The 23,954-nt window shown below is 51.2% G+C and carries 25 protein-coding genes; all 25 read right to left on the bottom strand.

Annotation, left to right across the window (positions count from 1 at the left end; genetic code table 11):
- Positions 1-12 precede the first annotated feature (12 nt).
- Entirely contained in the window at positions 13-1,164 is a 1,152-nt protein-coding gene (gene flhB / locus CHH28_RS18715; protein ID WP_094061738.1) for a flagellar biosynthesis protein FlhB, read from the bottom strand.
- A 1-nt stretch (position 1,165) separates the two neighbouring features.
- Complete coding sequence (gene fliR / locus CHH28_RS18720; RefSeq protein ID WP_094061739.1) at positions 1,166-1,942, bottom strand: flagellar biosynthetic protein FliR; 777 nt, start codon at positions 1,940-1,942, stop codon at positions 1,166-1,168.
- A gap of 3 nt (positions 1,943-1,945) precedes the next feature.
- Complete coding sequence (locus tag CHH28_RS18725; protein ID WP_094061740.1) at positions 1,946-2,215, bottom strand: flagellar biosynthetic protein FliQ; 270 nt, start codon at positions 2,213-2,215, stop codon at positions 1,946-1,948.
- Between the two features lie 43 nt (positions 2,216-2,258).
- Positions 2,259-2,972 carry a flagellar type III secretion system pore protein FliP gene (gene fliP / locus CHH28_RS18730; protein WP_199244121.1) on the bottom strand — a complete coding sequence of 238 codons (714 nt, stop codon included), beginning with the start codon at positions 2,970-2,972 and terminating at the stop codon, positions 2,259-2,261.
- A gap of 44 nt (positions 2,973-3,016) precedes the next feature.
- Positions 3,017-3,418: a flagellar biosynthetic protein FliO gene (gene fliO, locus CHH28_RS18735; RefSeq protein ID WP_157730005.1), complete on the bottom strand. Its 402-nt coding sequence runs from the start codon at positions 3,416-3,418 to the stop codon at positions 3,017-3,019.
- Positions 3,393-3,944 carry a flagellar motor switch protein FliN gene (gene fliN / locus CHH28_RS18740; protein ID WP_094061743.1) on the bottom strand — a complete coding sequence of 184 codons (552 nt, stop codon included), beginning with the start codon at positions 3,942-3,944 and terminating at the stop codon, positions 3,393-3,395. Before fliN ends, fliO begins: the two co-directional genes overlap by 26 nt.
- Before the next feature lie 9 nt (positions 3,945-3,953).
- On the bottom strand, positions 3,954-4,928 hold the full coding sequence (gene fliM / locus CHH28_RS18745) for a flagellar motor switch protein FliM (protein WP_094061744.1): 975 nt from the start codon (positions 4,926-4,928) through the stop codon (positions 3,954-3,956).
- A gap of 9 nt (positions 4,929-4,937) precedes the next feature.
- Positions 4,938-5,474, bottom strand: coding sequence for a flagellar basal body-associated FliL family protein (locus tag CHH28_RS18750; protein WP_094061745.1), 537 nt, complete (start codon positions 5,472-5,474; stop codon positions 4,938-4,940).
- 212 nt (positions 5,475-5,686) lie between these two features.
- A complete protein-coding gene (locus tag CHH28_RS18755; protein WP_094061746.1) occupies positions 5,687-7,198 on the bottom strand; it encodes a flagellar hook-length control protein FliK in 1,512 nt (503 codons plus the stop codon).
- 67 nt (positions 7,199-7,265) lie between these two features.
- Positions 7,266-7,616, bottom strand: a complete 351-nt coding sequence (locus tag CHH28_RS18760) for an Hpt domain-containing protein (RefSeq protein WP_094061747.1) — start codon at positions 7,614-7,616, stop codon at positions 7,266-7,268.
- Position 7,617: 1 nt separating this feature from the next.
- Entirely contained in the window at positions 7,618-9,345 is a 1,728-nt protein-coding gene (locus tag CHH28_RS18765; protein WP_094061748.1) for an ATP-binding SpoIIE family protein phosphatase, read from the bottom strand.
- A gap of 6 nt (positions 9,346-9,351) precedes the next feature.
- A complete protein-coding gene (locus CHH28_RS18770) occupies positions 9,352-9,657 on the bottom strand; it encodes an STAS domain-containing protein (RefSeq protein ID WP_094061749.1) in 306 nt (101 codons plus the stop codon).
- A 56-nt stretch (positions 9,658-9,713) separates the two neighbouring features.
- Positions 9,714-10,763 carry a protein-glutamate methylesterase/protein-glutamine glutaminase gene (locus CHH28_RS18775; protein ID WP_094061750.1) on the bottom strand — a complete coding sequence of 350 codons (1,050 nt, stop codon included), beginning with the start codon at positions 10,761-10,763 and terminating at the stop codon, positions 9,714-9,716.
- Positions 10,763-11,416 (bottom strand): chemoreceptor glutamine deamidase CheD, encoded by a 654-nt coding sequence (gene cheD, locus CHH28_RS18780; RefSeq protein WP_233243662.1) that lies wholly within the window; start codon positions 11,414-11,416, stop codon positions 10,763-10,765. Before cheD ends, CHH28_RS18775 begins: the two co-directional genes overlap by 1 nt.
- Positions 11,416-12,243, bottom strand: coding sequence for a CheR family methyltransferase (locus tag CHH28_RS18785; RefSeq protein WP_233243664.1), 828 nt, complete (start codon positions 12,241-12,243; stop codon positions 11,416-11,418). The genes cheD and CHH28_RS18785 overlap by 1 nt, the downstream gene beginning before the upstream one ends.
- Positions 12,244-12,249: 6 nt before the next feature.
- Positions 12,250-14,982 (bottom strand): methyl-accepting chemotaxis protein, encoded by a 2,733-nt coding sequence (locus CHH28_RS18790; protein WP_094061752.1) that lies wholly within the window; start codon positions 14,980-14,982, stop codon positions 12,250-12,252.
- A gap of 28 nt (positions 14,983-15,010) precedes the next feature.
- Positions 15,011-15,526: a chemotaxis protein CheW gene (locus CHH28_RS18795; RefSeq protein WP_199243946.1), complete on the bottom strand. Its 516-nt coding sequence runs from the start codon at positions 15,524-15,526 to the stop codon at positions 15,011-15,013.
- A 1-nt stretch (position 15,527) separates the two neighbouring features.
- Complete coding sequence (locus tag CHH28_RS18800) at positions 15,528-17,570, bottom strand: chemotaxis protein CheA (RefSeq protein ID WP_094061754.1); 2,043 nt, start codon at positions 17,568-17,570, stop codon at positions 15,528-15,530.
- A gap of 6 nt (positions 17,571-17,576) precedes the next feature.
- Positions 17,577-17,942 carry a response regulator gene (locus CHH28_RS18805; RefSeq protein ID WP_199244122.1) on the bottom strand — a complete coding sequence of 122 codons (366 nt, stop codon included), beginning with the start codon at positions 17,940-17,942 and terminating at the stop codon, positions 17,577-17,579.
- Positions 17,943-18,230, bottom strand: coding sequence for an STAS domain-containing protein (locus CHH28_RS18810; RefSeq protein ID WP_094061756.1), 288 nt, complete (start codon positions 18,228-18,230; stop codon positions 17,943-17,945). It abuts the gene before it with no gap.
- Between the two features lie 171 nt (positions 18,231-18,401).
- Entirely contained in the window at positions 18,402-18,860 is a 459-nt protein-coding gene (fliJ, locus tag CHH28_RS18815) for a flagellar export protein FliJ (protein WP_157730006.1), read from the bottom strand.
- A gap of 1 nt (position 18,861) precedes the next feature.
- Positions 18,862-20,184, bottom strand: coding sequence for a flagellar protein export ATPase FliI (gene fliI, locus CHH28_RS18820; protein WP_094061758.1), 1,323 nt, complete (start codon positions 20,182-20,184; stop codon positions 18,862-18,864).
- Entirely contained in the window at positions 20,171-21,244 is a 1,074-nt protein-coding gene (locus tag CHH28_RS18825) for a FliH/SctL family protein (protein ID WP_094061759.1), read from the bottom strand. The genes fliI and CHH28_RS18825 overlap by 14 nt, the downstream gene beginning before the upstream one ends.
- 11 nt (positions 21,245-21,255) lie before the next feature.
- A complete protein-coding gene (gene fliG / locus CHH28_RS18830; protein ID WP_094061760.1) occupies positions 21,256-22,278 on the bottom strand; it encodes a flagellar motor switch protein FliG in 1,023 nt (340 codons plus the stop codon).
- On the bottom strand, positions 22,271-23,953 hold the full coding sequence (gene fliF, locus CHH28_RS18835) for a flagellar basal-body MS-ring/collar protein FliF (protein ID WP_094061761.1): 1,683 nt from the start codon (positions 23,951-23,953) through the stop codon (positions 22,271-22,273). Before fliF ends, fliG begins: the two co-directional genes overlap by 8 nt.
- Position 23,954 lies beyond the last annotated feature (1 nt).

A 23,954-nucleotide genomic window follows, 5' to 3' on the forward strand; every position in this document is an offset into this window, starting at 1 on the left:
TCGAGCAAAGGATCAGGCTTTGGAGCCATCGGGGTTGATTTTCAGGTCCCTGGGAATGGGCATATCGGGCTTGCGTTCTGGTTTCGGCCCACGGCCTTTGGCAAACATGTCCATTTGGTAGACGTAAGCCAAGACCTGCGCCACCGCCACATACAAACCTTCTGGAATTTCTTCCCCCACTTTGCCATGCGCGTAAAGAGCCCTGGCCAGTGGGGGTGCCTGCATTCTGGGGACGTTATGCTCGCGAGCGATTTCCTGAATTTTTTGCGCCACCTGGTCGGTGCCTTTGGCCAGCAATAGCGGAGCTGTCATGGCGTCGGCCGAATATTTCAATGCCACGGCGTAGTGCGTTGGGTTGGTGATCACCACATCAGCATCCGGTACGTCCGCCATCATTCGTCGCTGCGCTACCTCACGTTGCAGCTGGCGAATTTTTGCTTTCACTTCCGGCTTACCTTCGGTCTCCTTGTACTCGTCCTTGATTTCCTGCATCGACATGCGCAGCTTTTTCGTGTGGCTATAGATCTGCCAAGGCACATCGGCAATGGCGATCACCAAAGTAGAACAGCACAGCGCCAGCACACTCCACAGAATAATATCCACCGACCCCTTAATGGAGGGTTCAAGTGCTTTGCGCTGCAGATTCATCGACTCTTCAAAAAAGAACGCCAACACCAGCCAAGCGACAGCGCCCACCACCAGCACCTTGGCCCAGGCTTTCACCAACTCCACCAACGAGTTCATCGAAAACATGCGCTTCAGACCTTTGAGCGGATCGAGGCGATCGAGCTTGGGTGTAATGGCTTTGGTAGAAAACAGCCAGCCGCCGATTCCCAATGGTCCAGCGATAGCAGCGATCAGCACCAATATCATCCAGGGCGCCAAAGCGTAGACAGCGTCTTCTAACGAGGCACCCAGATGACGCCCCAGAACACTGGTATCGAACACGGCTTCGCGCTCGATAACAAAGCCGTAGCGTGCAATGCCGTTCATGTAGTCGGCCATCCAAGGACCGAAGGCAATGAGGCCTGCGGCGCCAATCACCAGTACCGCCGTGGTGGCCAGCTCCTTAGAGCGCGGCACTTGTCCTTCTTCGCGCGCTTTCTCAATGCGCCTGGCGGTGGGTTCTTCGCTTTTCTCTTGGCCGCTGTCTTCTTCTGCCATGTCAGCCTCGCGTTAGCTTTTTCAGGAACTCAAACATAGCGTCCATGTAAAAATGGAACCCCTGAGCCATTTCACCTATGTTCAGCCACATGATGAACAGACCCACGATCATGGTCACGGGAAAACCCAAGGCAAAAATATTCAGCTGGGGTGCCGCGCGAGTCATCACACCAAAGGCCAGGTTCACGATCAGCAATGCCGTCAATGCCGGCAATGCAATCACCACCGCGGCAGCAAACATCCAACCACTCCATTCGACGATCATGCCAAAGTCGGCGGCGTCCAAACCGTCGAACCCTACCGGCAGGGTATGAAAGCTATCGGCCAAAATTTCCAACATCACCAAATGGCCATCCAGAGACAGAAACACCAAACTGACCAAAAATAAAAACCATTGGCTGATGACCACCACCGACGCCCCTTGGGCTGGGTCAACGGTCACAGCAATACCCAAACCGGTTTGCATCGCGATCAGTTGCCCGGCAATGACGTAGATTTGCGTCACCAGTTCCATCACAAAGCCCATGGCAATACCGATAAGTAATTGCTGCATGATGATCAACATGGACGCCAGAGAGATGGGGTCTACCTTCGGCATGGGTGGTAACAGGGGCGTCATCACCAAGGTCACGGTGACGGCCAGAAAAATACGAATGCGCTGCGGAACCATGCGCGTTCCGATCAGAGGCATCACCATCAGCAGGCCACTGATCCGGGCAAAAGGATACAGATAGCGGCTGACCCAATGCCCGACCTCCAGGGCTTCCAGTTCCAGCATGCGCTAGCCGATGATAAAAATAATGTTGGTATAAATATCGCGGGTAAAGTCCAACACCGCACTGACAGCCCAAGGGCCAAAGGCGATCATCGCCAGCAACGTCACCACCAAACGCGGCAAAAAACTCAAGGTTTGTTCATTAATTTGTGTTGCGGCCTGAAAAGTACTCACCATCAAACCAATAATCAGACTGGGGACAATCATCACCACCACGATTATCAGTACCAGGTACAACGCGTGGGAGAACATGTCACCGATTTCAACTGGATTCATCGCTCATGCACTCCTCGTCATCGCTTGCAGCCGATTATGCCGGTTAAATAGTGCCAAAACTGTTGGCCAGCGTTCCCATTACCAGCGCCCAGCCGTCGATCAAGACAAACAACATGATCTTAAACGGCAGCGAAATAATGATGGGGGACAACATCATCATACCCATGGCCATCAAAATACTGGCAACGACTAAATCAATAATCAGAAATGGAATAAACAGCAAAAAACCAATTTGAAACGCCGTTTTCAGCTCGCTGGTGACGAAGGCAGGGATCAGAATGTGCAGCGGTGTTTCTTCCGCACTGCCAATGTCGTCGCGACCGCTGATGCGAATAAACAGCTGCAAGTCGTTCTCACGGGTTTGTGCCAGCATAAATTCATGCATTGGCACTGTGGCGCGCTGCAGCGCCTCCGCAGGGGTAATTTCTTCATTCAAATAAGGCTGCAGTGCCTCTGCGTTGATCACACGAAAAACGGGCATCATGATGAACAGCGTGAGAAACAAGGTGAGACCCAGCAATATTTGATTCGATGGCGTTTGTTGCAAACCAATTGCCTGACGCAGTATCGCCAGTACCACGATAATTCGAGTAAAGGATGTCATCATTATGAGCAATGCTGGCAGCACCGACAGCAAAGTCATAATGACCAAAATCTGGAATGTTACTGAATATTGACCGCCGGTATCTGTGGTCTCATACACAATGGCCGGCACGCCGAGAAATGCCTTATCTCCCTCCTCCGCCAACGATGGCATGGCTACCCAACACAACAGTAACGCAACCAGTGCGCCCCAACGTCTCATGAGCGCACGGCCTTTTTTAGAACCTCAGCAAAGGTTGGGCTGGTTTCATCAGCGACAATGATAGGCTCGTCAAATTCCGCCAATGGCGTAATTTGCTGCGCCGTAATTCCCAGCAATATTTGCTTTTCACCCACCTGCACCAACGCCACTTTCTCTTTAACCCCTAACGCCAAAGTAGCCACGGGGCGAATGACCTGGCTGCCACCCATCGGCCGAATGGCTTTGGCTTTGGTGGCCAGCCAAGCCAATAGAAATATCAGCCCGATGGTAAGCAGCAGAAACATTGCCACTTGCCCAGCAGAGGCCCAAGGGTCTGGCGCAGCAGGGCTACCATCAGACGCCACGGCCACGGGTGCCAGTAACAGTAAGCTGCTAGCGCAGACGTTGAATACGTTCACTCTGACTCACCACATCCGTTAAACGTATACCGAATTTGTCATTCACCATCACCACTTCACCGTGTGCGATGAGTGTGCCATTGACCATGACGTCCAGCGGCTCGCCTGCCAAGCGATCGAGCTCCACGACGGACCCTTGGTTCAGTTGCAACAAATTACGAATCGGAATCTGGGTGCTGCCGACTTCCATCGAAATGCGCACCGGGATATCCAAGATGACGTCCAGTTCCGGACCATCTTCGCTGAATTTACTCGGCTGACTGTCGTCCTGCAGTGGATCCAGCGGAGCTGGCTCTACATTATCTTGCGGCTCTTCTGACGCGGCAGCCTCTTCTTGCATGGCGGCTGCCCAATCGTCTTCGACATCACCGTCGCCATCGTCGCCGCTTTCGGCCATGGCAGCAGCCCATTCGTCCGCCAGCGCGGCTTCATCTTCTCCGGCCTCTTCGATGCCACTGGCGACGGAATCCGCCAATTCATCGGGATTTACGGGCTCATCTGGAGTTACATCATTTTCATCAGCCATGTTTGTCTCCTACTTACGAGTCCGCTGACGGTGAACTTGCTCAATCACTTTTACCGCCAAGTTATCATCAGAAATACCCAGCTTCCCTAAAAACAACGGGATACCATTGGCTTGCAAGGTAAAGTATTCCGGCATTTCAATCGGTATCACATCACCGGCTTTGAGGTCCGCCACCTCGCGCAAGGTTATTTCGCGCTCCACCAAAGTGCCATGCACGGGCACCTTGGCTTCTAAAATATCTTCCCGCAACGACTGCAACCAGCGCTCATCCACATCGTCAATGTCACTTTGCACACCGGCGTCCAACACTTCCCGCATAGGCTCGATCATGGAGTACGGGATGGTGAGGTGAAAATCGCCACCGCCGCCGTCGAGCTCAACATGAAAGGTGTTCACCACCACCACTTCACTGGGGCTAACAATGTTCGCCATGGCCGGGTTAACTTCAGAGCCGACGTATTCAAACTCGAGCTTAGTCACCGGGGCCCAGGCTTCAATCATGTCACTGAAAATCTGATTCAGTACGATCTGCACGACCCGCACTTCGGTTGGTGTGAACTCACGGCCTTCAATTTTGGCGTGCCGACCATCACCGCCAAAAAAGTTGTCCACCAATTTAAACACCAGTTTGGCGTCCATGATGAACAGTGCCGTACCGCGTAAAGGCCGCATTTTTACCAGATTCAAGCTGGTCGGCACGTACAGCGTATGTACGTACTCACCAAACTTCATAATTTGCACGCCGCCTGAGGCGACATCCGCGCTGCGGCGTAAGAAATTGAACATGCTAATACGCATGTAACGCGCAAAGCGCTCGTTAATCATTTCCAGCGTTGGCATACGACCGCGAACAATGCGGTCGTTGCTGGTCAGGTCATAAGATTTGACACCGGTTTCATCAATATCGTCTTCGGGCTCGATATCACCGTCATCGACCCCGTGTAAGAGCGCATCAATCTCATCTTGTGACAGTAAATCTTGCACAGGGCTTTCCTACTGCATCACATAGTTAGTAAATAGCACCGCTTCTACACCACCGACGCCACCTTCGCGCTCCATCAGCATATCCAAATGCTCAGTCAGCGCCAGTTGCAGGGAACGTCGACCTTCCGCCGTCCGTAGTGTGTCAAATTCTTGTTCACTGATAATCCGAATGATGTCATTGCGTATCATCGGCTCGTGCAGTGCCAGGGTGTCCACCACCACTTGCTCGCGCGTCATCACTTGCAGACTTAACTGCAAATACCGTTGCCGTGGACCGACTTGAAAGCTGATGACAAACTCGGGTTTTAAAATCACATACTGAGCTGGGCCCTTGGGCTCTTCCACCACCTCTTCCGCCACTTCTCCTGTGTCTGCATCGGCGGCGTCATCGTCGCTGCCCATCAAGAAAAACAACGTTGCACCGACTGCAGCACCCACCACAATGAGGCCAATCAGAATGATCAATATGAGCTTCTTTTTTCCGCCTTTGCCGCCTTCAGCGTTGCTGGGCTCGTCGTCGAGCTTTAGGTCTTGCTCAGCTGCCATAATTTGTCTCTCCTGTCATGTATGGTCATTAGCAATCGGCGTGCCATGCAAAAGTGTCAACAATACGACACTGCATCAGGAGTTTAGTCGTTTCCGCACTGAGCGGCTGTAATCAGGAGAAAGAGAAGTGTGTACCGCCGCCAGCAAAAATGGCCGAGCGGCTTCAGTAAATAAAAGCCAGAGCACACCTTAATGGGCTCTGGCGTGTTTAATTAAGCGAAGGTATCTAACAAAGATTGGCTGTTGGTAGACGACGTCGCGATGCTGGGGGCATCATGAAGGTCGTCATCACTGGCCATTTCGTCATTGCTGGAGGAATACTCCGCTGATGATTGAGCAAAACCCTGCTGTTGTTGGCTACCTTGCTCGCTGACATCAAAGCCAGCCAAAGACAAGCCATTCTCTGCCAACGCCTCGCGTAGGCGATGCGCATTAGCTTCCAATGCATCTCGCACTTGAGGGTTTTGCACTTGAACCTGGATATTGGTTTGATCTTGCTGCACCTGCAGGCGGATTTCCAGACTGCCCAGCTCCGGGGGATCTAAGTGAATACGAGCTTGCTGAATATCGTCCTGCACCATGGTCATGATGCGCCCACCCAGCGCAGCGCCCCATGTTTGACGGTCCGGACCGAGCTCTAACTTATCACGTAATCGTTCTTCACCACGCACTTGCTGAAGCTCCCGTTTTTCTTGCAGCTCAAACGCTTCTTCAGTCAATGGATCGACCAGCTCGTTGCTGTTTACAGTATCACTAGGAACAGCTGCTATTGCAGTCGGCTGCGTCATGGTTTGCTGCGGTGACTTCAATTCCGGGGCGGCTGTGTTTTGCGCTATGGGTCGTTCAATGCTGGGCGTATCGGCTTCTGGCACCGTGTCAGTGACATTGATGGTACTGTGCGGCTTGGGCTCCGAACTTGATGCTTCGCTCAAGTCAGGCATAGCAGCATCGCTTGATGCGGGGTTGTTTTGCCCAGGCGTTGTAGCACGTTTATCAACCGATAAATCACGCCGAGTAAGAGCGCTTGCCGCGAGCCCGTTTGCAGCCGCTGGCACGGCAGAGTTTTGCACCGCTTGGTCGGCATCACTTTCAAGGTTCTGATTGGCGGGCAACGCTTCGCTGTGTTGGACTTTCGTCAGAGCAGCCAACCCCAGATCATCTACATCAGCGTTCGCAGCGTCGGCGCTATCCGACAGGATCGTGGTACTTAGATCATTGGCTGATTTGTTAGCAGCATCACCCTCTCCAGGCTGCAAATTAGAGACAGCCTTGGAAAGGCCATCAAACGCTGCTCTGAGATCGTTTTGTGCAGTTGTGGTTGGCAATAGACCGGCAGCGGACTCAGAGTCAGCCGCATCGGCATCACCTTGAGTGGCCCAGCCTTCACCAAAACGCACTTGCTGGAGTAGATCTTTGGTAGTTAACGGCAAGCCTGGTGGCAGCTGCGGCATAGAATCGCCTTCCTGCATTGCCGCTGTTAGTGCGTGCTCGAGTTGCAGCCAGTCCTGATCCGTCCATTCAATAACCGCTTCGCTGTCCAAACCGGCTTGCTGCATCGACAGTGGTAGGGCATCAGATCCCGCTCTCAACTGCTCGAATAAGCGCGAAAACTCAGTGTCCGTTACCGGCATTGCCTCTAACAAAGAGCCGTCAGCTTGCGATGGCAGCGTCGCTCCCAGTGACATCAACAAACCATTCAGTCCCGAACCGCCTGACTGCATCATTTCGTGCCTCCTGAACCTATAACCGTTCTATGACACGAAATCAGCAACAACTGGGCCAAGATTACATCTATCCGTTAATCATGCCTTGCAGCAGGGATTTGACTTGGTGGTACTCACGTTCGATGTCTGACAACTGCTCCTGCACATTGGCCAATTCGTTGTCTCGACCCGCTTTTTCAAGCCCAAAACACAACTCTGCCAGTACATGCGCGCTGACATTACTGCTGGCGCCTTTAAAGCTATGGGCCAGTTCACGAATATCGTCTGCACTCTCGGCAGCAATGGCTTGATGGAGCAGCGGTAAGCGCTGGTCCGAGTCGCGTAGGTAGACGTCGACCAGTTCGGGAAACTCATCGTCCATGACTTCTTGCAGCATGCTCAGCGCTTCTTGGTCAAAATGTGCTGCCAGTTGACTCATGTTATTCCCTCCGCGAGGTGGCCTGAGGCCAATGTACTTCGGCTTCTACCTGATTGCCACGCCCTTTGTAGGTAAGACGTTCGCAGATGCTGCTCAGGAGTGGGATTCCACGCCCACAATATTGTGTATCATCTGAGCCAGTACGTTCTTCAGCGATGGGCAGTGACTTGTAATCAAAGCCTGGACCGCTGTCTTCAAACTCAATCAGTAGTTTGCCACCATGCCCATCACCGTCGTGGCGCATTCGCACTTCGACATAGCCTTCGATCAGTTGTTGCAGTTTTTGTTCTCGTTGGCGGTAGTATTCCATAAACCCTTGTGGACTCGATTTGAGTGACGAGTCGAGCCCCAATACACCGTGTTCAAAGGCGTTGGAGAACAATTCGGCCATTACCGTATGCAGCTCCCCGCCCATGACCCGCAAACCAGGCACTTCCATCATGATGTGCATCAGCAGTGGCAACGGATTAAAGTGGCGCAGCGTATGCGACTCCATACGATAGGTCATATGCCAATCCACCGGCCCGGCAATGGGCCCTGAGCGCAGGTCTGGCAAGTAGGCTTCCAATGCTTGCTCGTCTGTCATCTGTAATTCAATCAAGGTGGTGTCATCGTCGCGCTGACTGCCGCCCATAAACTGATCAAGCGCACGGTGAATGCCATCAAATACTTGATCCACGCTACTACTGTCGTCCAACACCTGCTTTAATCGTGGCTCACCAAACATTTTGCCGTCTGCATTGCGCGCTTCCAGAATACCGTCAGACCACATTAATAGACGATCGCCCACTTCCATGACGTAATCGTCTAAGGTGTCATTGAACTGTTCATTGCTCAACACACCGAGCGGTAAATTCGACGATTTGAGCTCAATGCGTTCACCATTAGCCCTGAGCAAGACACAATCGGGAACACCGCCCATCCAAATCGCTGCGTGACCGCGATCAAAATTCATATCGACCACCGCCGCACAGCAGAAGAAGCCTACCGGCAAAATTCCCTTTAACTTAAGATTGATTTCGCGCAGCACATCCCGCAGAGCAAAGCCCTTGGAGGTCATACCATAAAAGATTTCAGCCATCGGCATCGCACCGATCGCCGCCGGTAAGCCATGACCGGTAAAGTCTCCCAGCAAAACGTGCATGCCGCCGCCGGGTTTACGCGCCGCCAGCAAAACATCGCCATTAAATATCGACAAAGGAGAAACGATGTAGCGGATATTGGGGGCAGACAAACAACCAGCATGAGCCACATTGTCGAACACGGCTTTAGCGACGTGCTGCTCATGCAGAAGGTGTTCATTATTGGTAGCGATGGTGTCGCGCTGCTGCTGCAGTATTTGCTGCATGTCACGCATGCGCGAGAAGGATTTGATTTTGGCTTGTATGATGACGTTATTGTAAGGCTTGCTGAGAAAGTCGTCGCCGCCCGATTCTAGGCAATCTGCCAAACTTTGCGCATCCGTCAACGAAGTCAAAAAGATCAGCGGCACCAGCTCTTCACCAGCTAGTGCTTTTATTTTCTTGGCCGCGTCTTTGCCGTTCATTAACGGCATCATCACGTCCATCAGCACCATCTCCGGCCGCTGCTGCTGAAACAGTTCAACCGCCTCGGCGCCGTTCTCCGCTTCAATGACTTGATGCCCCTGGTTGCGAACAATGCGACTCAATAGCATACGGTCGGTGCTATTGTCGTCCGCAATCAGAATACGGATGCCTTCTTTAACCATGGAAGACTACTGGATGGCAAACAATTGTTCGAAATTAGAAATAGTCAGAATTTTGCGCACGTCCTGATTGCAGTTCACGATACGGACATCAGCGCTATCGCCACCGGCATGGTCTCGCAACAATAACAACATGCCCAACGCGGAACTGTCCAAGTACGAGGTGCCGCCTAAATCTACGACAAAACTCTGCGGTTCTGCCTCCAGGCTCTCATAGGCATCGCGAAACTCCTGGTGTGCACTGAAATCAAAGCGCCCATCCACCTTAATGGTGAGCTCCTGACCGTTCCCTGAGAGAGAAGCCTGTACCGTCATTCATCCATCCTCCAATCGGGTGTAATACAACAGGTTTAGCACAAGCGGCAGGTTTGTCACTGTTTAACTGCCGCTAGCGATAACATTCTGCGCGCCACCTCAGACAATGGCACGACTTCATCCACTGCCCCTTGTGCCACCGCAGCGCCTGGCATTCCCCAGACCACGCTGGACGCCTCATCTTGCACCAGGGTGCTCGCGCCTTCCTGCTTTAATCTTGCCAGAGCCGACGCCCCATCATTGCCCATGCCGGTTAATAACACCACCACCAGCTTAGATGGCGTAATAACAGTACGCAGACTATCAAACATAACGCCTACGGAAGGACGGTGACGATTGACCGGCTCACTGGCCGACAATTGACACACCGTCTTGCCCTGCTGCTTGATGAATTCCAGATGGTGGTCACCTTCGGCGATAATCACTCTGCCTGGCAGCACTTCCAAACCATTCTCAGCTTCACAGACCTCAAGCTCTAAAGAATGGTTCAACCGCATGGCAAATGAGCGGCTAAATACCGCTGGAATATGCTGAGTAATAACAATGGGAGGGCAGTGTTTGGGCACCGTCATTAGGACTTCTTTGATGGCTTCGGTTCCACCGGTAGACGCCCCGATGGCTATCCAACGATGATAGCTTTGTACTGTTTCAACTTGAGAGCGCCGCTGTTGAACTTTTTCAGTCTCCAGAATCCGTACTTTAGCAGTAGAAGCAATGGTGATTTTTTCCACCAAGTGTTTCGCAAAGCGCTTGAAAGCCGCTTCATTTTTGATCTGCGGTTTAGCGATGTAGTCGACGGCTCCCAGCTCTAATGCATCCAAGGTTTCTGGAGCACCTTGCTCTGTCAATGAAGACACCATCACCACTGGCATTGGATACAAACGCATGAGATTCTTCAGAAACTGCAACCCAGTCATGCGTGGCATTTCTACGTCCAACGTGATGACATCTGGGCGTAGTTGTTTGATTTTGTCACGAGCAATGAAAGGGTCCGCCGCGGTGCCGACAACCTCAATCCCTGTGTTTTCCTCTGATAACATGCTGGTGAGCAGCTGCCGGATTAGCGGTGAGTCATCTACCACCAACACGCGAATTGGTTTGGCCATTAGAACAAGTCCACGCTGCCGCTTGCAGCTTTGTCAGTATTTACAGAACGTTGGTATTCCTGTTCACGTTGCAGAAGCACGTCATTTTTCAACTGTTTGATACGGCGAACTTTTACGGCACCGGTATCCGGAAAATACAGCACCTTTCTAGCGACGTTATTGCCGACGTCCGCTGCGGCGACTTTTAATCCCTCTTCCGCGATGTACTGATAGGCGAACAAAATATTACGCTGACCAACATCCGTCATAGATGCTATCATCTGCCCGCCTCCAAATAGCTTCACTTCGAGATCAGGTCGGTTTCCCCCGCGTTTCAGTATTCCATTAATTAGATATTCCATCGCCCAATTTCCGTAGCGAGATGCATTTGTCAACGGGTCGCCCCCCCACTGCGGGCTCGAATGCTGGCTTTGTTGTGGCAACATAAAATGATTCATTCCACCAATCCCTCGCTTAACGTCACGCACACAGGCCGATATACATGAGCCTAATAGGGTAACGATCATTTCACCATTGGTAGATACGTAAAATTCTCCGGGCAATATCTTTGCTGCCCAAACCCTCATAGTCGCATCCCAGTATCGATTGACATGTTCAAAGCCGGCAGCTGCCGGAGGCTGTTTCGGCCTATCATCGGGGGATTGAGCATGCACTAGCGTATCTTCCGATAGATTGTCTGCCCCAAAGATTCAAAACGCTGAGTAATGCCATGCAGGTTCTCCGAATGACCTATAAAGAGGTGTCCATCTGTCGATAGAATATCAGCATACCGATCAAATAAGTTCCGCTGTGTTTGCTTATCAAAATAAATCACTACATTGCGGCAAAAGATGACATCAAATGGCCCAGACATGGGCCAAGGCTCGAGTAGATTAAGACGCTTAAAAAACACCATCTCCTGTAGTGCAGGCTTTACTTGGACTGTAGAGTTTGTCTTGCGGTCGAAGAAACGAGAAAGTATGTCAGAAGGCAAACCAGCCACAGCGCTATCTGGGTATATACCCCTTCGCCCGGTATCTAATACGTTAGAATCCAAATCAGTCGCCAGCAGCTTGCAATCCCAACCAGAAGGCAATCCTGCAGCCCTAAGCGACATCGCTATAGAGTATACTTCCTGCCCAATTGAGCACCCAGCCGACCATATCCGTAGCCGACGCTTACTAGAGGAAATAGACTTCTGCTTGGGTAACCAATGCTGTTGCAAAAAGTTGAAGTGATGCGGTTCTCGAAAGAAAGAGGTCAAGTTGGTAGTTAGGGCATTGATAAAGTCACTCAGCTCACTTTCCGTGTTGGACTTAAAGAAATCCAGATACTGACGAAAACTAGAAAGCTTGTGGTGACGAATGCGCCGAGCTATGCGCCCGTATACCATATCTTTCTTATGTTCCGCCAATACAATGCCAGTATGTTGATAAGCGAGAGATGCTACTTCAGAGAAGTCAGCATCTGTCATCAAAAACTCTCGCTCATCTCCATTCATACCAAATCAAAACTCTGCCCATTCATCATCATCGCTAACAGAGAAGTTACTGGAAGGTCCCTGCGAAGACGGATTAGATGTAGATGTAGATGTAGATGTAGGCAAATGGGTAACGTTTCCATGCGTCGGATTAGAAGCCAGTTCAATATCAAAAAATTCCATCATTTTCATCATTGACTGAGCCTGCTCAGCCATCGCCTCTCCTGCAGCCGACGCCTCTTCAACCAAGGCTGCATTTTGCTGCGTCATTTCATCCATTTGTGCCACAGCGCTGTTCACTTGATCGATACCCGCAGACTGCTCTCTGGCGGCAGTGCTGATCTCCTGAATCATGGATGATACGTTTTCAACTGCAGCAATGATTTCATTGAGGGTATTGCCGCTGTGGTTGACCAGTGATGTACCGGCTTCGACCTTATCGACGCTGTCACGAATCAGCTCTTTGATTTCCTTAGCAGCGCTAGCAGAGCGCTGTGCTAGATTACGCACCTCTCCGGCAACGACAGCGAACCCTCGCCCCTGCTCTCCCGCTCGAGCGGCCTCAACCGCTGCGTTCAATGCCAACAAGTTAGTTTGGAACGCTATTTCATCAATCACACCAATAATGTCTGAGATTTGTTTACTCGACTGATTAATCTCCTGCATGGCGACTACCGCTTTCGATACAACATCACCGCCATTTTCCGCTTTTTTGCGCGCCGAACTGGCAAGTTCATTGGCATGCACCGAATTGTCGCTGGTTTGTTTGACAGCACTGGTCATTTCTTCCATCGAGGAAGCCGTCTCTTCCAAAGACGAAGCTTGTGACTCAGTACGACGACTCAAATCTGCATTGCCTTGAGCTATCTCGCTGGCACCAGTCGCCACAGTACCGGCTGCTTCTCGAATACGTGTAATAATATCTGTCAGTCGATCAACTGTAGCGTTGGCATCTTGTTTGAGTTTATCGAACGAGCCGGTGTAATCGGCATTTATCCGGCGATCTAATTTTCCTTGGGCAAGACCATCAAAAATTCTAATCGTATCGCTCACAACACTGTCAGCAATAGTCAGTAAGCGGTTTAAACCCTCAGCTAAGTTAAGGAAAAAGCCATCTTTTCCATGCAACTCGACTCTCTGGGAAAGGTCTCCAGCCGTTGCTGCATCAACAATCAAATCAATTTCGCGTTCAGTTGCTACCTCATCGGTACGATCCTTCCATTCTACAATAGTACCTATCCTGTCAGACTTATCATTGAATATAGGGTTAGCGATGAGAGAAAAGGTGCGACCACCAACGACAATCTCTGTCCGATAGGTGTCTTTGAGAGCGGCCAGCATTTGACGCTGATGTTCTGGTCGCTTATGGAAAACATCGATATTGCTTCCCATTAACTGGCTGACCTGAAAACCTGGCAAGTCTTTTCTCAGGTCACTTTCAGCATTTTTCATCATGTCTACAATGGATTCATTCATGTAGACAATGTCAAGTTCATTATCCGCAATCATTGTATTCGTTGAAACAACATCCAGTGCTTGTTTTACCCGCGAGTTACTGTCAGCTTCTTTCTTCTCACGCGCGACACGAGCAACTTCCAATGTTAGATCTTGCCACTCAACAATGGTCCCAATTCTTTCCGAATCAGAATTAAATATTGGATTAGCAATCAAAGAGAAAGTTCTGCCACCTACAACAATTTCTGTCTTATATGTATCTTTAAGAGACGCCACCATAGAACGTTGATGACTCGGATTTTTATGGAACACATCGATATTTGACCCCATCAACTTCTTGGCCTCAAATGCCGGAATTTCTCGTCTCAGATCATCTTCCGCATTTTCCATCATTTCAACAATGGACTCGTTCATGTAAACGATATTAAAGTCATTATCTGCGATCATAGCATTGGTGTTTACCACATCGAGAGCCTGTTTCACTCTAGCGTTGGCATCTGCCATGGCTTTCTCAGTCGCCTCTCTCGCTAAGGTATCTGTTAAGTCCTGCCACTCAACTATGGTCCCTACTCGGTCCCCAGCCACATTCAGCCAAGGTGTAGCTATTAACGAAAAGGTCGCCCCACCGACATTTATTCTTGTGTGGTATGGCTCCTTCAGCTCAGAAATCATGCGCCTCTGCTTTTCTGGCTGCTGATGAAAAACATCTACGGACTGACCAATGAGCTGATCGACAGAAAAACTACTAATTTCTTGCCGAATATTACTTTCGTGATGTTTCAGGGCCTGTTTCAGGCAACCGTTCATATAAAGGACTTTCATATCCATATCGGCCAACATCACATTGGCCTGACAAACATCTAAGGCCCTGACAATATCAGAGTTCTTTTTCTGCTCCTGCTCTTCAACATATGCCTCAGTCACATCATGAGCTAACCCAAGCACTCGATAGGGTTTCCCAGCACTATCTTTAATTGAGCTATAACTCATATTTAAATATCTATTCGGCCTATTGCGACCGGAAAATACTTGCCGTACTTCTAGATTTTCACCTCGACCAAGTTTCAGCAACAAGTCCGCCTGAGCACCTTGGACTGAATCGTCCGTAGCCAGAAGACTACTAAGCGACCGATTGACCACATCCGCGGCAGACGCGCCAAGCAAAGCCAAGAAGTTAGAGTTCGCTTCCACCAAAGTACCATCGAGACTTAGCTCGATAATAGCTTGGGTGTTTTCAAGTGCCTGGTATCGGAGAGTGGTTGCTCGCTGAGCTGCACCACCAAATAACTGATCGAAGAAACTCATACCATATCCTTTTGCCTGCTATGCAGACTCACTCTGTTTCGCTAATGCTATCGGCCATGACGGGTAATTCTAAATCTTGATGACTGGTAATTAGTGTTGCAACATCCAATAAAATTACCATTTTTTCTTTTACGCTGACTAACCCCCTAAGGAAGCCAGTATTCTCATCTTGATTCATATCAGGGGGCTGTCGAACATCTGATTGTCTAATCGAATATACGTCGGACACCGCATCAACGACTATTCCCATAATTTTCTCATTATTGTCAGCGATAACCTTCAGTATAACCACAACAGTTACAGGGCTATACTCCACTATCGGCAGTCCAAAACGCATTCGTAGATCCATAATAGGAACAATGGTCCCACGAAGATTTATTACACCACCGATGTAGTCTGGTGCATTGGGTATGGAAGTCGTTGGTTCCCAACCACGAATCTCTTGCACAGCAAGAATATCAACACCATATTCCTCATTCGCCATAATAAATGTTAGATACTGCTGCTCATTTCCTTCAGGCTCTTCCATATCATTTACATTCATATCATGCTGCCTTTTCGCTGCGCTTATGCAAGCCGGTGACATCAATGATGAGCGCAACGGTGCCATCCCCTAAAATAGTGGCACCGGATATACCCATAACACGCTCGTAATTTTGCTCGAGACTTTTTATGACAACTTGTTGCTGCCCCAGAAGTTCATCTACTACTAAGCCCACTTTGCCACTATCACCATCTACGACCACCAACATAGCGTCAGTTAAGTCCGCTTGTGCACGCAAACCGAATACTTTACTTAGACATACAATCGGTATGTATTCATCTCGCAATGGCATCACAGGCTGACTACCTGCAATATGGCTAGTATCTTTTGCCTGAAGCTGAATAGACTCAACTATCGACACCAGTGGTATGACGTACTTTTCATCTCCCACTCGAACGAGCTGACCATCCAAGATCGCCAGTGTGAGTGGCAAGCGAATGGTAAATGTCGAGCCCTTGCCAGCAACCGAGGAAACTTCAATATTGCCATTGAGTTCCTGAATGTTCCGCCTCACCACATCCATACCAACGCCACGACCAGAAATGTCACTCACGGTGTCGGCAGTAGAAAAACCAGGTAAGAAAATCAACTGATGAATTTCTTCAGACGATAAATTGTTCTGCTCCGGAACCAACCCACGATCGATGGCTTTATTCAGAATACGTTCTTCATTTAGCCCAGCACCATCATCTTGAATTTCAATAACAATATTGCCACCTTGGTGGTAAGCATTCAGCATGATAGTGCCGACATCTTTTTTTCCATTCGCTATACGATCTTGCGGTAGCTCCAGCCCGTGATCCAAGGAATTTCTTACCAAATGAACCAATGGATCGCCAATTTTTTCCATTACTGTCTTATCCAGCTCAGTCTCTTCTCCACTCATAAGGAGCTGTACTTTTTTACCGAGCTGGCCACCTAAATCTCGCACCAATCTTGGGAATCGACTGAATGCAAAGCTGATTGGCAACATGCGGATTTTCATCACACTCTCTTGCAGCTCGCGGGTATTTTGCTCCAGCTGCATTAAGCCCTGCTGTAACCGCACCAGATGACTCATGTCGAAGTCTTGACCTAGCTGACTCAACATGGACTGAGTGATGACTAGCTCACCCACCATATTGATAAGACTGTCGACTTTATCGATGGACACACGAATCGAAGTGTCACCGCTGCGCCGAGAACGAGCGCTACCATCTTTCGAACTTGCCACTTCTGTCGGTGCAACTGGCGGCTTTTCTTGCGCTACAGACTGCTCGCTCGGGGGAGTTTCTGGCAGCGAAACAGCTGACGGGACACAATCGGTGTTTTCTTTTACTAATGGTGTAATTTCAAGATCACACTCGTCTTCCACCCATTCAAATACTTCCAATAGTGCGTCTTTTGCGACTGCAGTCGCGACCTGTATACGCCAATGTATGTAGCACACTTCAGGGTCTAAGGAAGTTATGTCTGGTAGCCCGCCCAACTGTGCGAGAATCTGTACATTGTCTTTCCCTGCCAGCAGGCAGATCTCACGCATCATACGAAACGGCTCATTGCCGCTACGCAGCATGTCCTCATGCGGTTTAAAATCAATCAACCAGCCGTGATCATCGTCCGTATTCTCTGGCCCAGCCTCTTCGTCAGAATTAATATCAGTGCCACAGTCAGTGTTATTTTCTAAAATACGCTGCAGCTGACCTTGCAGTTCTTTGGCTCTATCTAATGACGGTGACTCCTGATTGTTAAGTGCCTGCAGAAGCTCACGCAAGACATCCACGGATTGCAAAAACAAATCAACGTATTCTTCAGTAACCGGCCTTTTCCCCGCTCGAATTTCATCTAACAACGTTTCAACGGAGTGTGTGAAGTGGGCAACGTCTGAAAAACCAAAGGTACCTGCACCGCCTTTGATCGAATGCGCAGCGCGGAAGATGGTATTCACAGCTTCCATGTCGGTAATGCCCGACTGCAAACCGAGTAATTGACTTTCCATCACCTCAAGACCTTCGAAACTTTCCTCGAAAAAGACTTGGTGAAACTGCGACAGGTCAACACTCATAATGGTTTATCCCAGAACCCTACGAATAGTACTCAGCAGTTGGTCCGGATTAAACGGCTTCACAATCCAACCGGTTGCCCCTGCTTGCTTGCCCTGCATTTTCATATCACCAGTAGATTCGGTGGTGAGCATTAACACAGGTACAAACTTATAATCGGCCAGTTCCCGCAGCGCTTTAACCAATTCAATGCCATTCATGTTGGGCATATTCACGTCAGACAAGACCAAGTCATATTTCTGTTTTTGCGCACACTCCAAGGCTTCTTTGCCATCACTTGCTTCGGTGACGTCATAACCCGCGCCTCGTAAAGTAAAAATCACCATCTGGCGCATGGATGCCGAATCATCGACCGCCAAAATACTGGGCATGATTTACTCCTTAATGATATCGGATAAACTCAATTGGGCTGTTAACCCCAACAGATCAGCACATTCGTACACAACGTCGCTGACGTTGCCCCAACTGAAGCTCTGGCCACTGCCCGCTAGACTCTGCTTTAACGCCAGCAGCAACTGTAGCCCAGCACTGTCGGCGTACTGAACGTCACCTGCATCGATCAATAAGGGCTCAGGCGAGGACAAAGCCGCCTGAAACTGCGAGTGAAGATGTTCTGCTTGGTCAATGCTAAGGCGCGCACCGCAGCTCAATGTGTGTGGCATCGTGCATGCTTCCGTTGCTGGACTCAATTACCAGACTAGACGCATTTTTTCTGTTTGCAGGAGGGAAAATGAAAAAGCCAGACTTACGGCAAAAGCTGTGGATTGTGCTGTCAGAATGGATGAATTAACGGCGAGCGATGAGCCCAATAGAGAACTGTCTGAGCGCAGCTTTCAGCGACTTTTCAGGCGATCAAAGGCAGCACGATTCGACCATTCATCCGCCTGGTGCTGCTCCAGACGTTGTTGCTGTTCGTCGTATTCCTGATCGAGTTTGTCCAGCAAATGATGTAATGCTTTTAGCTTAGCTTGGCATTGTTGCCAGATGCCGCGCTCATGCTCAACCTGCTTTTGCAACAGCACAATTTGCTCTTGCTGTTGCTTCAATGCCTGCTCGATTTGTCGCAGGAACCCCACGGTGGTGTGCAGCTGTGCGGCACTGAGTTGTCCGCCATGACCACCACTCAGCTGTTGCTGGTAATCATTGGCGTAGTCGCTGAGTTGCTGTTTTTGCTCCTGCTCGGCTTGCAGCTTTTGCTGCGCTTGACCCAGGTTCGCCAGTGCCTGGCGCTCATCGCGTTCGGCCAACTTCACCACCGTCTGCAGGCGTATAGCTCGAGGATGGCGCGCCACACTAGCCTCCACTGATCACAGCGGTCAGCTGTTGTTCGCTGTCTTGCAGTGTAGAGCCCTCATCCAAACGCTGGCGCAGCATCGCTTTAATGGTGGGCATGCGCTCCATCGCCACATCGAGCAATTGATCACTGCCCGGTTGATACGCCCCAACATTTACCAAGTCTTGGTTTTGCCGATAGTGCGACAGCAGCTGCTTCACCAGCTGCGCACGTTGCAACCAATCGCCATGCACAATGCTCGGCATCACACGACTGACCGAAGCTTCAACATCGATGGCTGGGTAGTGCCCTTCTTCGGCCAAGCGTCGCGACAACACAATGTGACCATCCAAAATGGCACGACTGGCGTCGGCGATCGGGTCCTGCATATCGTCACCTTCGCTTAGCACGGTATAAAACGCGGTGATAGAGCCGCCACCTTGCGGTCCATTGCCAGTGCGCTCCACCAGCTTTGGCAGCTTGTTGAACACCGAAGGTGGGTAGCCTTTGGTGGCTGGAGGCTCGCCTACTGCTAGGGCGATCTCACGCTGCGCTTGGGCGTAACGCGTAAGCGAGTCCATCAGCAGTAATACGTTCCGCCCCTGGTCACGGAAGAACTCCGCCACTGCAGTGCAATACATCGCTGCTCTTAAGCGCATCAGCGGTGAATCATCGGCTGGCGACGCCACCACCACTGAACGTTGTAGCCCCTCTGCACCAAGGATTTCATCAATAAATTCCTTCACCTCGCGGCCACGTTCACCGATAAGGCCGACAACAATCACGTCCGCAGTGGTAAAGCGCGTCATCATGCCGAGTAGCACACTTTTGCCCACACCACTGCCGGCAAACAGACCGATACGTTGGCCGCGGCCGACCGTCAACATGGCATTGATGGCGCGGATGCCGACATCCAGGGGTTCTCGTATCGGTGCACGATGCAGCGGATTGATAGCTCGGCCATGCAAGCTGCCATCGCTGATCTGACGCAGCTCGCCTTTTTCGTCTAGGGGCCGACCAGTGCCATCCAGCACCCGTCCTAATAACCCATCGCCGACCGGCACATGCGCCGACCCTTGCAGCGGCCAAACCCGAGCGCCCGGGCGAATGCCATCGATCTGCTCAATGGGCATTAAGAAAATACGTTGCTGGTCAAAGCCAACCACTTCGGCTTCGATGGTGTCATCCTGATGACGCTCAACCAAACAGCGATCGCCGACTTTGACATTAATGCCCACCGCCTCCAGCGTCAGGCCGACCATGCGAATTAACTGCCCGGCAATCGCAGGTTGATAATTTGAGGTCGGCAGCGACAGCGCTTGCCAGCGCTCACTGAGGCGCATGATCGGACTCGTTGTCTTGATCTGGCTCTGGCTCTGGCTCTGGCTCTGGCTCTGGCTCTGGCTCTGGCTCTGGCTCTGGCTCTGGCTCTGGCTCTGGCTCTGGCTCTGGCTCTGGCTCTGGCTCTGGCTCTGGCTCTGGCTCTGGCTCTGGCTCTGGCTCTGGCTCGACAGCATCATCGAGTGTGCCATCGGAGGCGTCTAGAGGCTGGGGTTCGGATTCGCTCAAATCCAGCTCAGGTAGCAACTCGTCTTCTGAAGGAAAGCCAGCGACGGCCTCGAGCAGTAGGGGCTTTAACTGCTGTAATTGCTGCTCTAGATGCTCACTGAGCTGGTAAGTCACCAGACTTTGCTCTGTTTCCACTCGACATTCGCCCGGACCAAGCGCTGGGTCCACCACCACTTCCAGTAACCGCCCGCGCACCTGGGGTGGCTGCTGTAGGTGCTTTTCATCGGTGGCGCTTATAAACACCGTAATACTGTCTTTACCCAGCGGGAGTTGTTGCAGCGCGGCATTCACGTACTGCTCAATATTCTCCGCACCGGTGTGTAATTCGGCGGCGACCACTTGCTGGCAAGTGTGCTGCACAATAGCGGCAAGCACTTCGGGCAACTGACGGTCGCGTTGCAGCAGCTCTGCTTTAAGCTGAGAAATGACCTGCTCCAGCTCGCGCACACGCTTATCAATGGTGGCTTGCCCGGCTTCCAGCCCCTGAGCCTCACCTGAGGTAAAGCCAGCGCTTCTGCCTTCTTGTTCGCCTTTGGCAAAACCTTGTTCATGGCCTTGCTGGCGACCCTGTTCAAACCCTTGTTGGTGGCCCTGCTGACGTCCTTCCACCAGGCCTTGCTCGAGACCGGCGTTGTAGGCCTCACGGCGAATGCTTTCCAACTCTTCTGCCGTGGGCAGCGACAGCGCTTCTTCTACGTCTTCGGCTTGCGCTTCCTGTTGTTCTTTTTCCGCTTGCCACTCAGGTGGCTCGGTCCAGAATGGCAAGCGCCAAGGGCGTACGGACTCGGCGTCTTCTGCGGCAATGGGGTGACCGAACTTCTTCACATCGGACATACGCAGGCACCTTACAACATAGCTTCACCACCACCGCCAAGGACAATTTCGCCAGCATCGGCCAATCGTCGGGCAATGGTGAGAATTTCTTTTTGCGCCGTTTCCACTTCGCTGACTTTAACCGGCCCTTTGGCATCCAGGTCGTCACGCAGCAATTCTGCCGCGCGTTTGGACATGTTCTTGAAGATTTTTTCCTGCACTTGCGGGTCGGCCCCTTTCAGCGCCACCACCAGCAAGTCGGTGGACACTTCGCGCAGCAGGCTCTGAATACCACGGTCATCCACATCCACCAGATTGTCGAAGACGAACATCAAATCCTGAATCTGTGTGCCAAGGTCATCGTCAATCTCTTTAATTTGCTCAAGCAGTTCATTCGCCATAGTGCTGTCAACGTAGTTAACAATGCTGGCAGCCACTTTGACACCGCCCATTGAGGTGGTTTGCGCCCCGGCTTTGCCAGAGAATTGACGCTCAAGAATGTCGTTTAGCTCTTGCAGCGCCGCCGGCTGCACGGCCTCAAGGGCAGCCACCCGCATAACGATGTCCAAGCGCACTTTTTCATCAAAGTTAGAGAGAATTTCTGCCGACTGGTCAGAGTCTAGGTAGGACACCACGATGGCTTGGATTTGCGGGTGTTCGTGGCGGATCAAGTCGGCGACTTGCCGGGCTTCCATCCATTTCAGTGAATCCAGGCCGGTGGTATTGCCACCTAATAAGATACGATCAATCAGCGCACCGGCTTTGTCGTTGCCGAGTGCTTGCGTCAGCATGTTACGAATGTACTGATCCGAGCCCAGCCCCATGCCGGTCTGGCCGCCCACTTCTTCAAGAAACTGAGCAACCACTGCTTCAACCTGGGTTTGATTGACACTGGCCAGCTCGGCCATCGCCGTACCGACGCGCTGCACTTCTTTAGGTCCCATATGACGCAGAATCTCAGCAGCGTCTTGCTCACCGAGGGTCATCAATAAGATCGCGGCGCGCTCAACTTTGTTGAGCGACGCTAAGCCATTGTCTGCTTGTTCATCAGCCATCGCTATCGTTCACCCATTTAATCACTGTCTGTGCCACTCGCGCTGGATCTTCAGCAATCAGGCCTTTCAGTGCATCCAGCTGGCGCTCAAAGCTCTCTGATGCGCCTGGCAGTAAGAATTCATCAACACCGGCCAAGGTGACACGTTCGTCGTCGAGCCCGGCCTCGGCATCTTCCAGCTCATCCAGAATGTTGGTCGATTCTTCCTGGCCACGGCGAGCAATGCTCTTCACCGTAGGTCGGATCACACCGAATATCAGCACTAGGATAAACAGTCCGGCCAGCACTTGCTTCATGATTTCCCAGAACCAAGGCTGAGTCCAGAAGTCTGGTTCACCCAGTGTGGCTTCACCTTTGCCCATAAAGGGTGAGTTGATGACGTTGACGCTGTCGCCGCGAGCAGCGTTAAAGCCCACGGCATCTTTGACCAATATCTCCAAGCGTTGCAGGTCCGCCTCGGCCCACGGTGCAAAGACCACTTCACCGTCTGGATTCAGGGTTTCGCGATCATTCACCACCACCGCGACGGTGACACGGCGCAAACGGCCAATCTGATGTTGCTTGTAGCTAAGCGTACGATCCACTTCGTAGTTGCGCGTGGCTTCTGAGCGGCGCTGCGTCGGATTGGCACCACCAGCGCCACCATTGGCTTGTTCTGGGACCTGCGCATCCACCGGTGGTTGGTTGGACAAGGCTCCGGGAATGCCACCATTTGGTTTACCGACGTTTTCTTCATCGACCAGTTGTTCACTGCGCAAGGCAATAAGATCCGGGTTGTACAGCTCTTCACTTTGTTCTTGCACGGTGAAATCTACGTCCGCCGATACTTCCGCTTTGTAGTTTTCACTGCCCAGCACAGGTTTAAGAATATTGTTAACCGACTGCACTAATGAGTCTTCGACTTTTTGTGTGTACTCCAGCTGGCGAGTCACCATAAAGTCTTCGGCTTGCTGTTCGATTTTTGACAATAAATTGCCGTGCTGATCGACGATGGATACATCGCTACGATCCATATCGCTGACACTGGAAGCGACTAAATTAACGATGGCTTCAACTTGATCCTTGGTCAGGTCACGGCCAGCGTATAACTCGACAAATACCGACGCGCGCGGCGAGCGTTTATCGCGCACAAATACCGATTCTTTCGGCAGCGCCAAGTGCACGCGCGCGTTGCGCACAGCGTTCACACTGGCAATGGTGCGCGCCAACTCACCTTCAAGTCCGCGCCGATAGCGGGCATTTTCAATAAATTGGCTGGTGCCTAAAGCGCTGTCTTGCTCCAGCACTTCAAGGCCGACGGTTTTTTCGTCAATTAAACTGGCGGCCGCTAATTTCATGCGCGCATTGTGCACATCACCCGACTGCACCATCAATATTTGCGACGATGGGTCCACTTGAAAGTCGATGCCTTCGCGCTGCAATATCTCCACTATGTCTTGCGCATTGTGGTCTTGCAGACGATGAATAAGTGGTTTGTAGGAAGGCTCCTGCGACCAGATAAGAATGGCAAAGGCCAAGGCAATGACCAACGCAATCCCGGCAATAACAGCGATTTGTCGCACGATGGTCAGGCGATTAAATCCCGCCAATACCGGATGGGCGCCGCTGGCGTTGTCGTCCGCCGCATCCATCATTGGTTCATCGTTAGCATTAGTTTGAGCAGGTGCATTTTCCATG

It is taken from the genome of Bacterioplanes sanyensis (genome assembly GCF_002237535.1).
GTDB classification, from domain to species: Bacteria; Pseudomonadota; Gammaproteobacteria; order Pseudomonadales; family Oceanobacteraceae; genus Bacterioplanes; species Bacterioplanes sanyensis_A.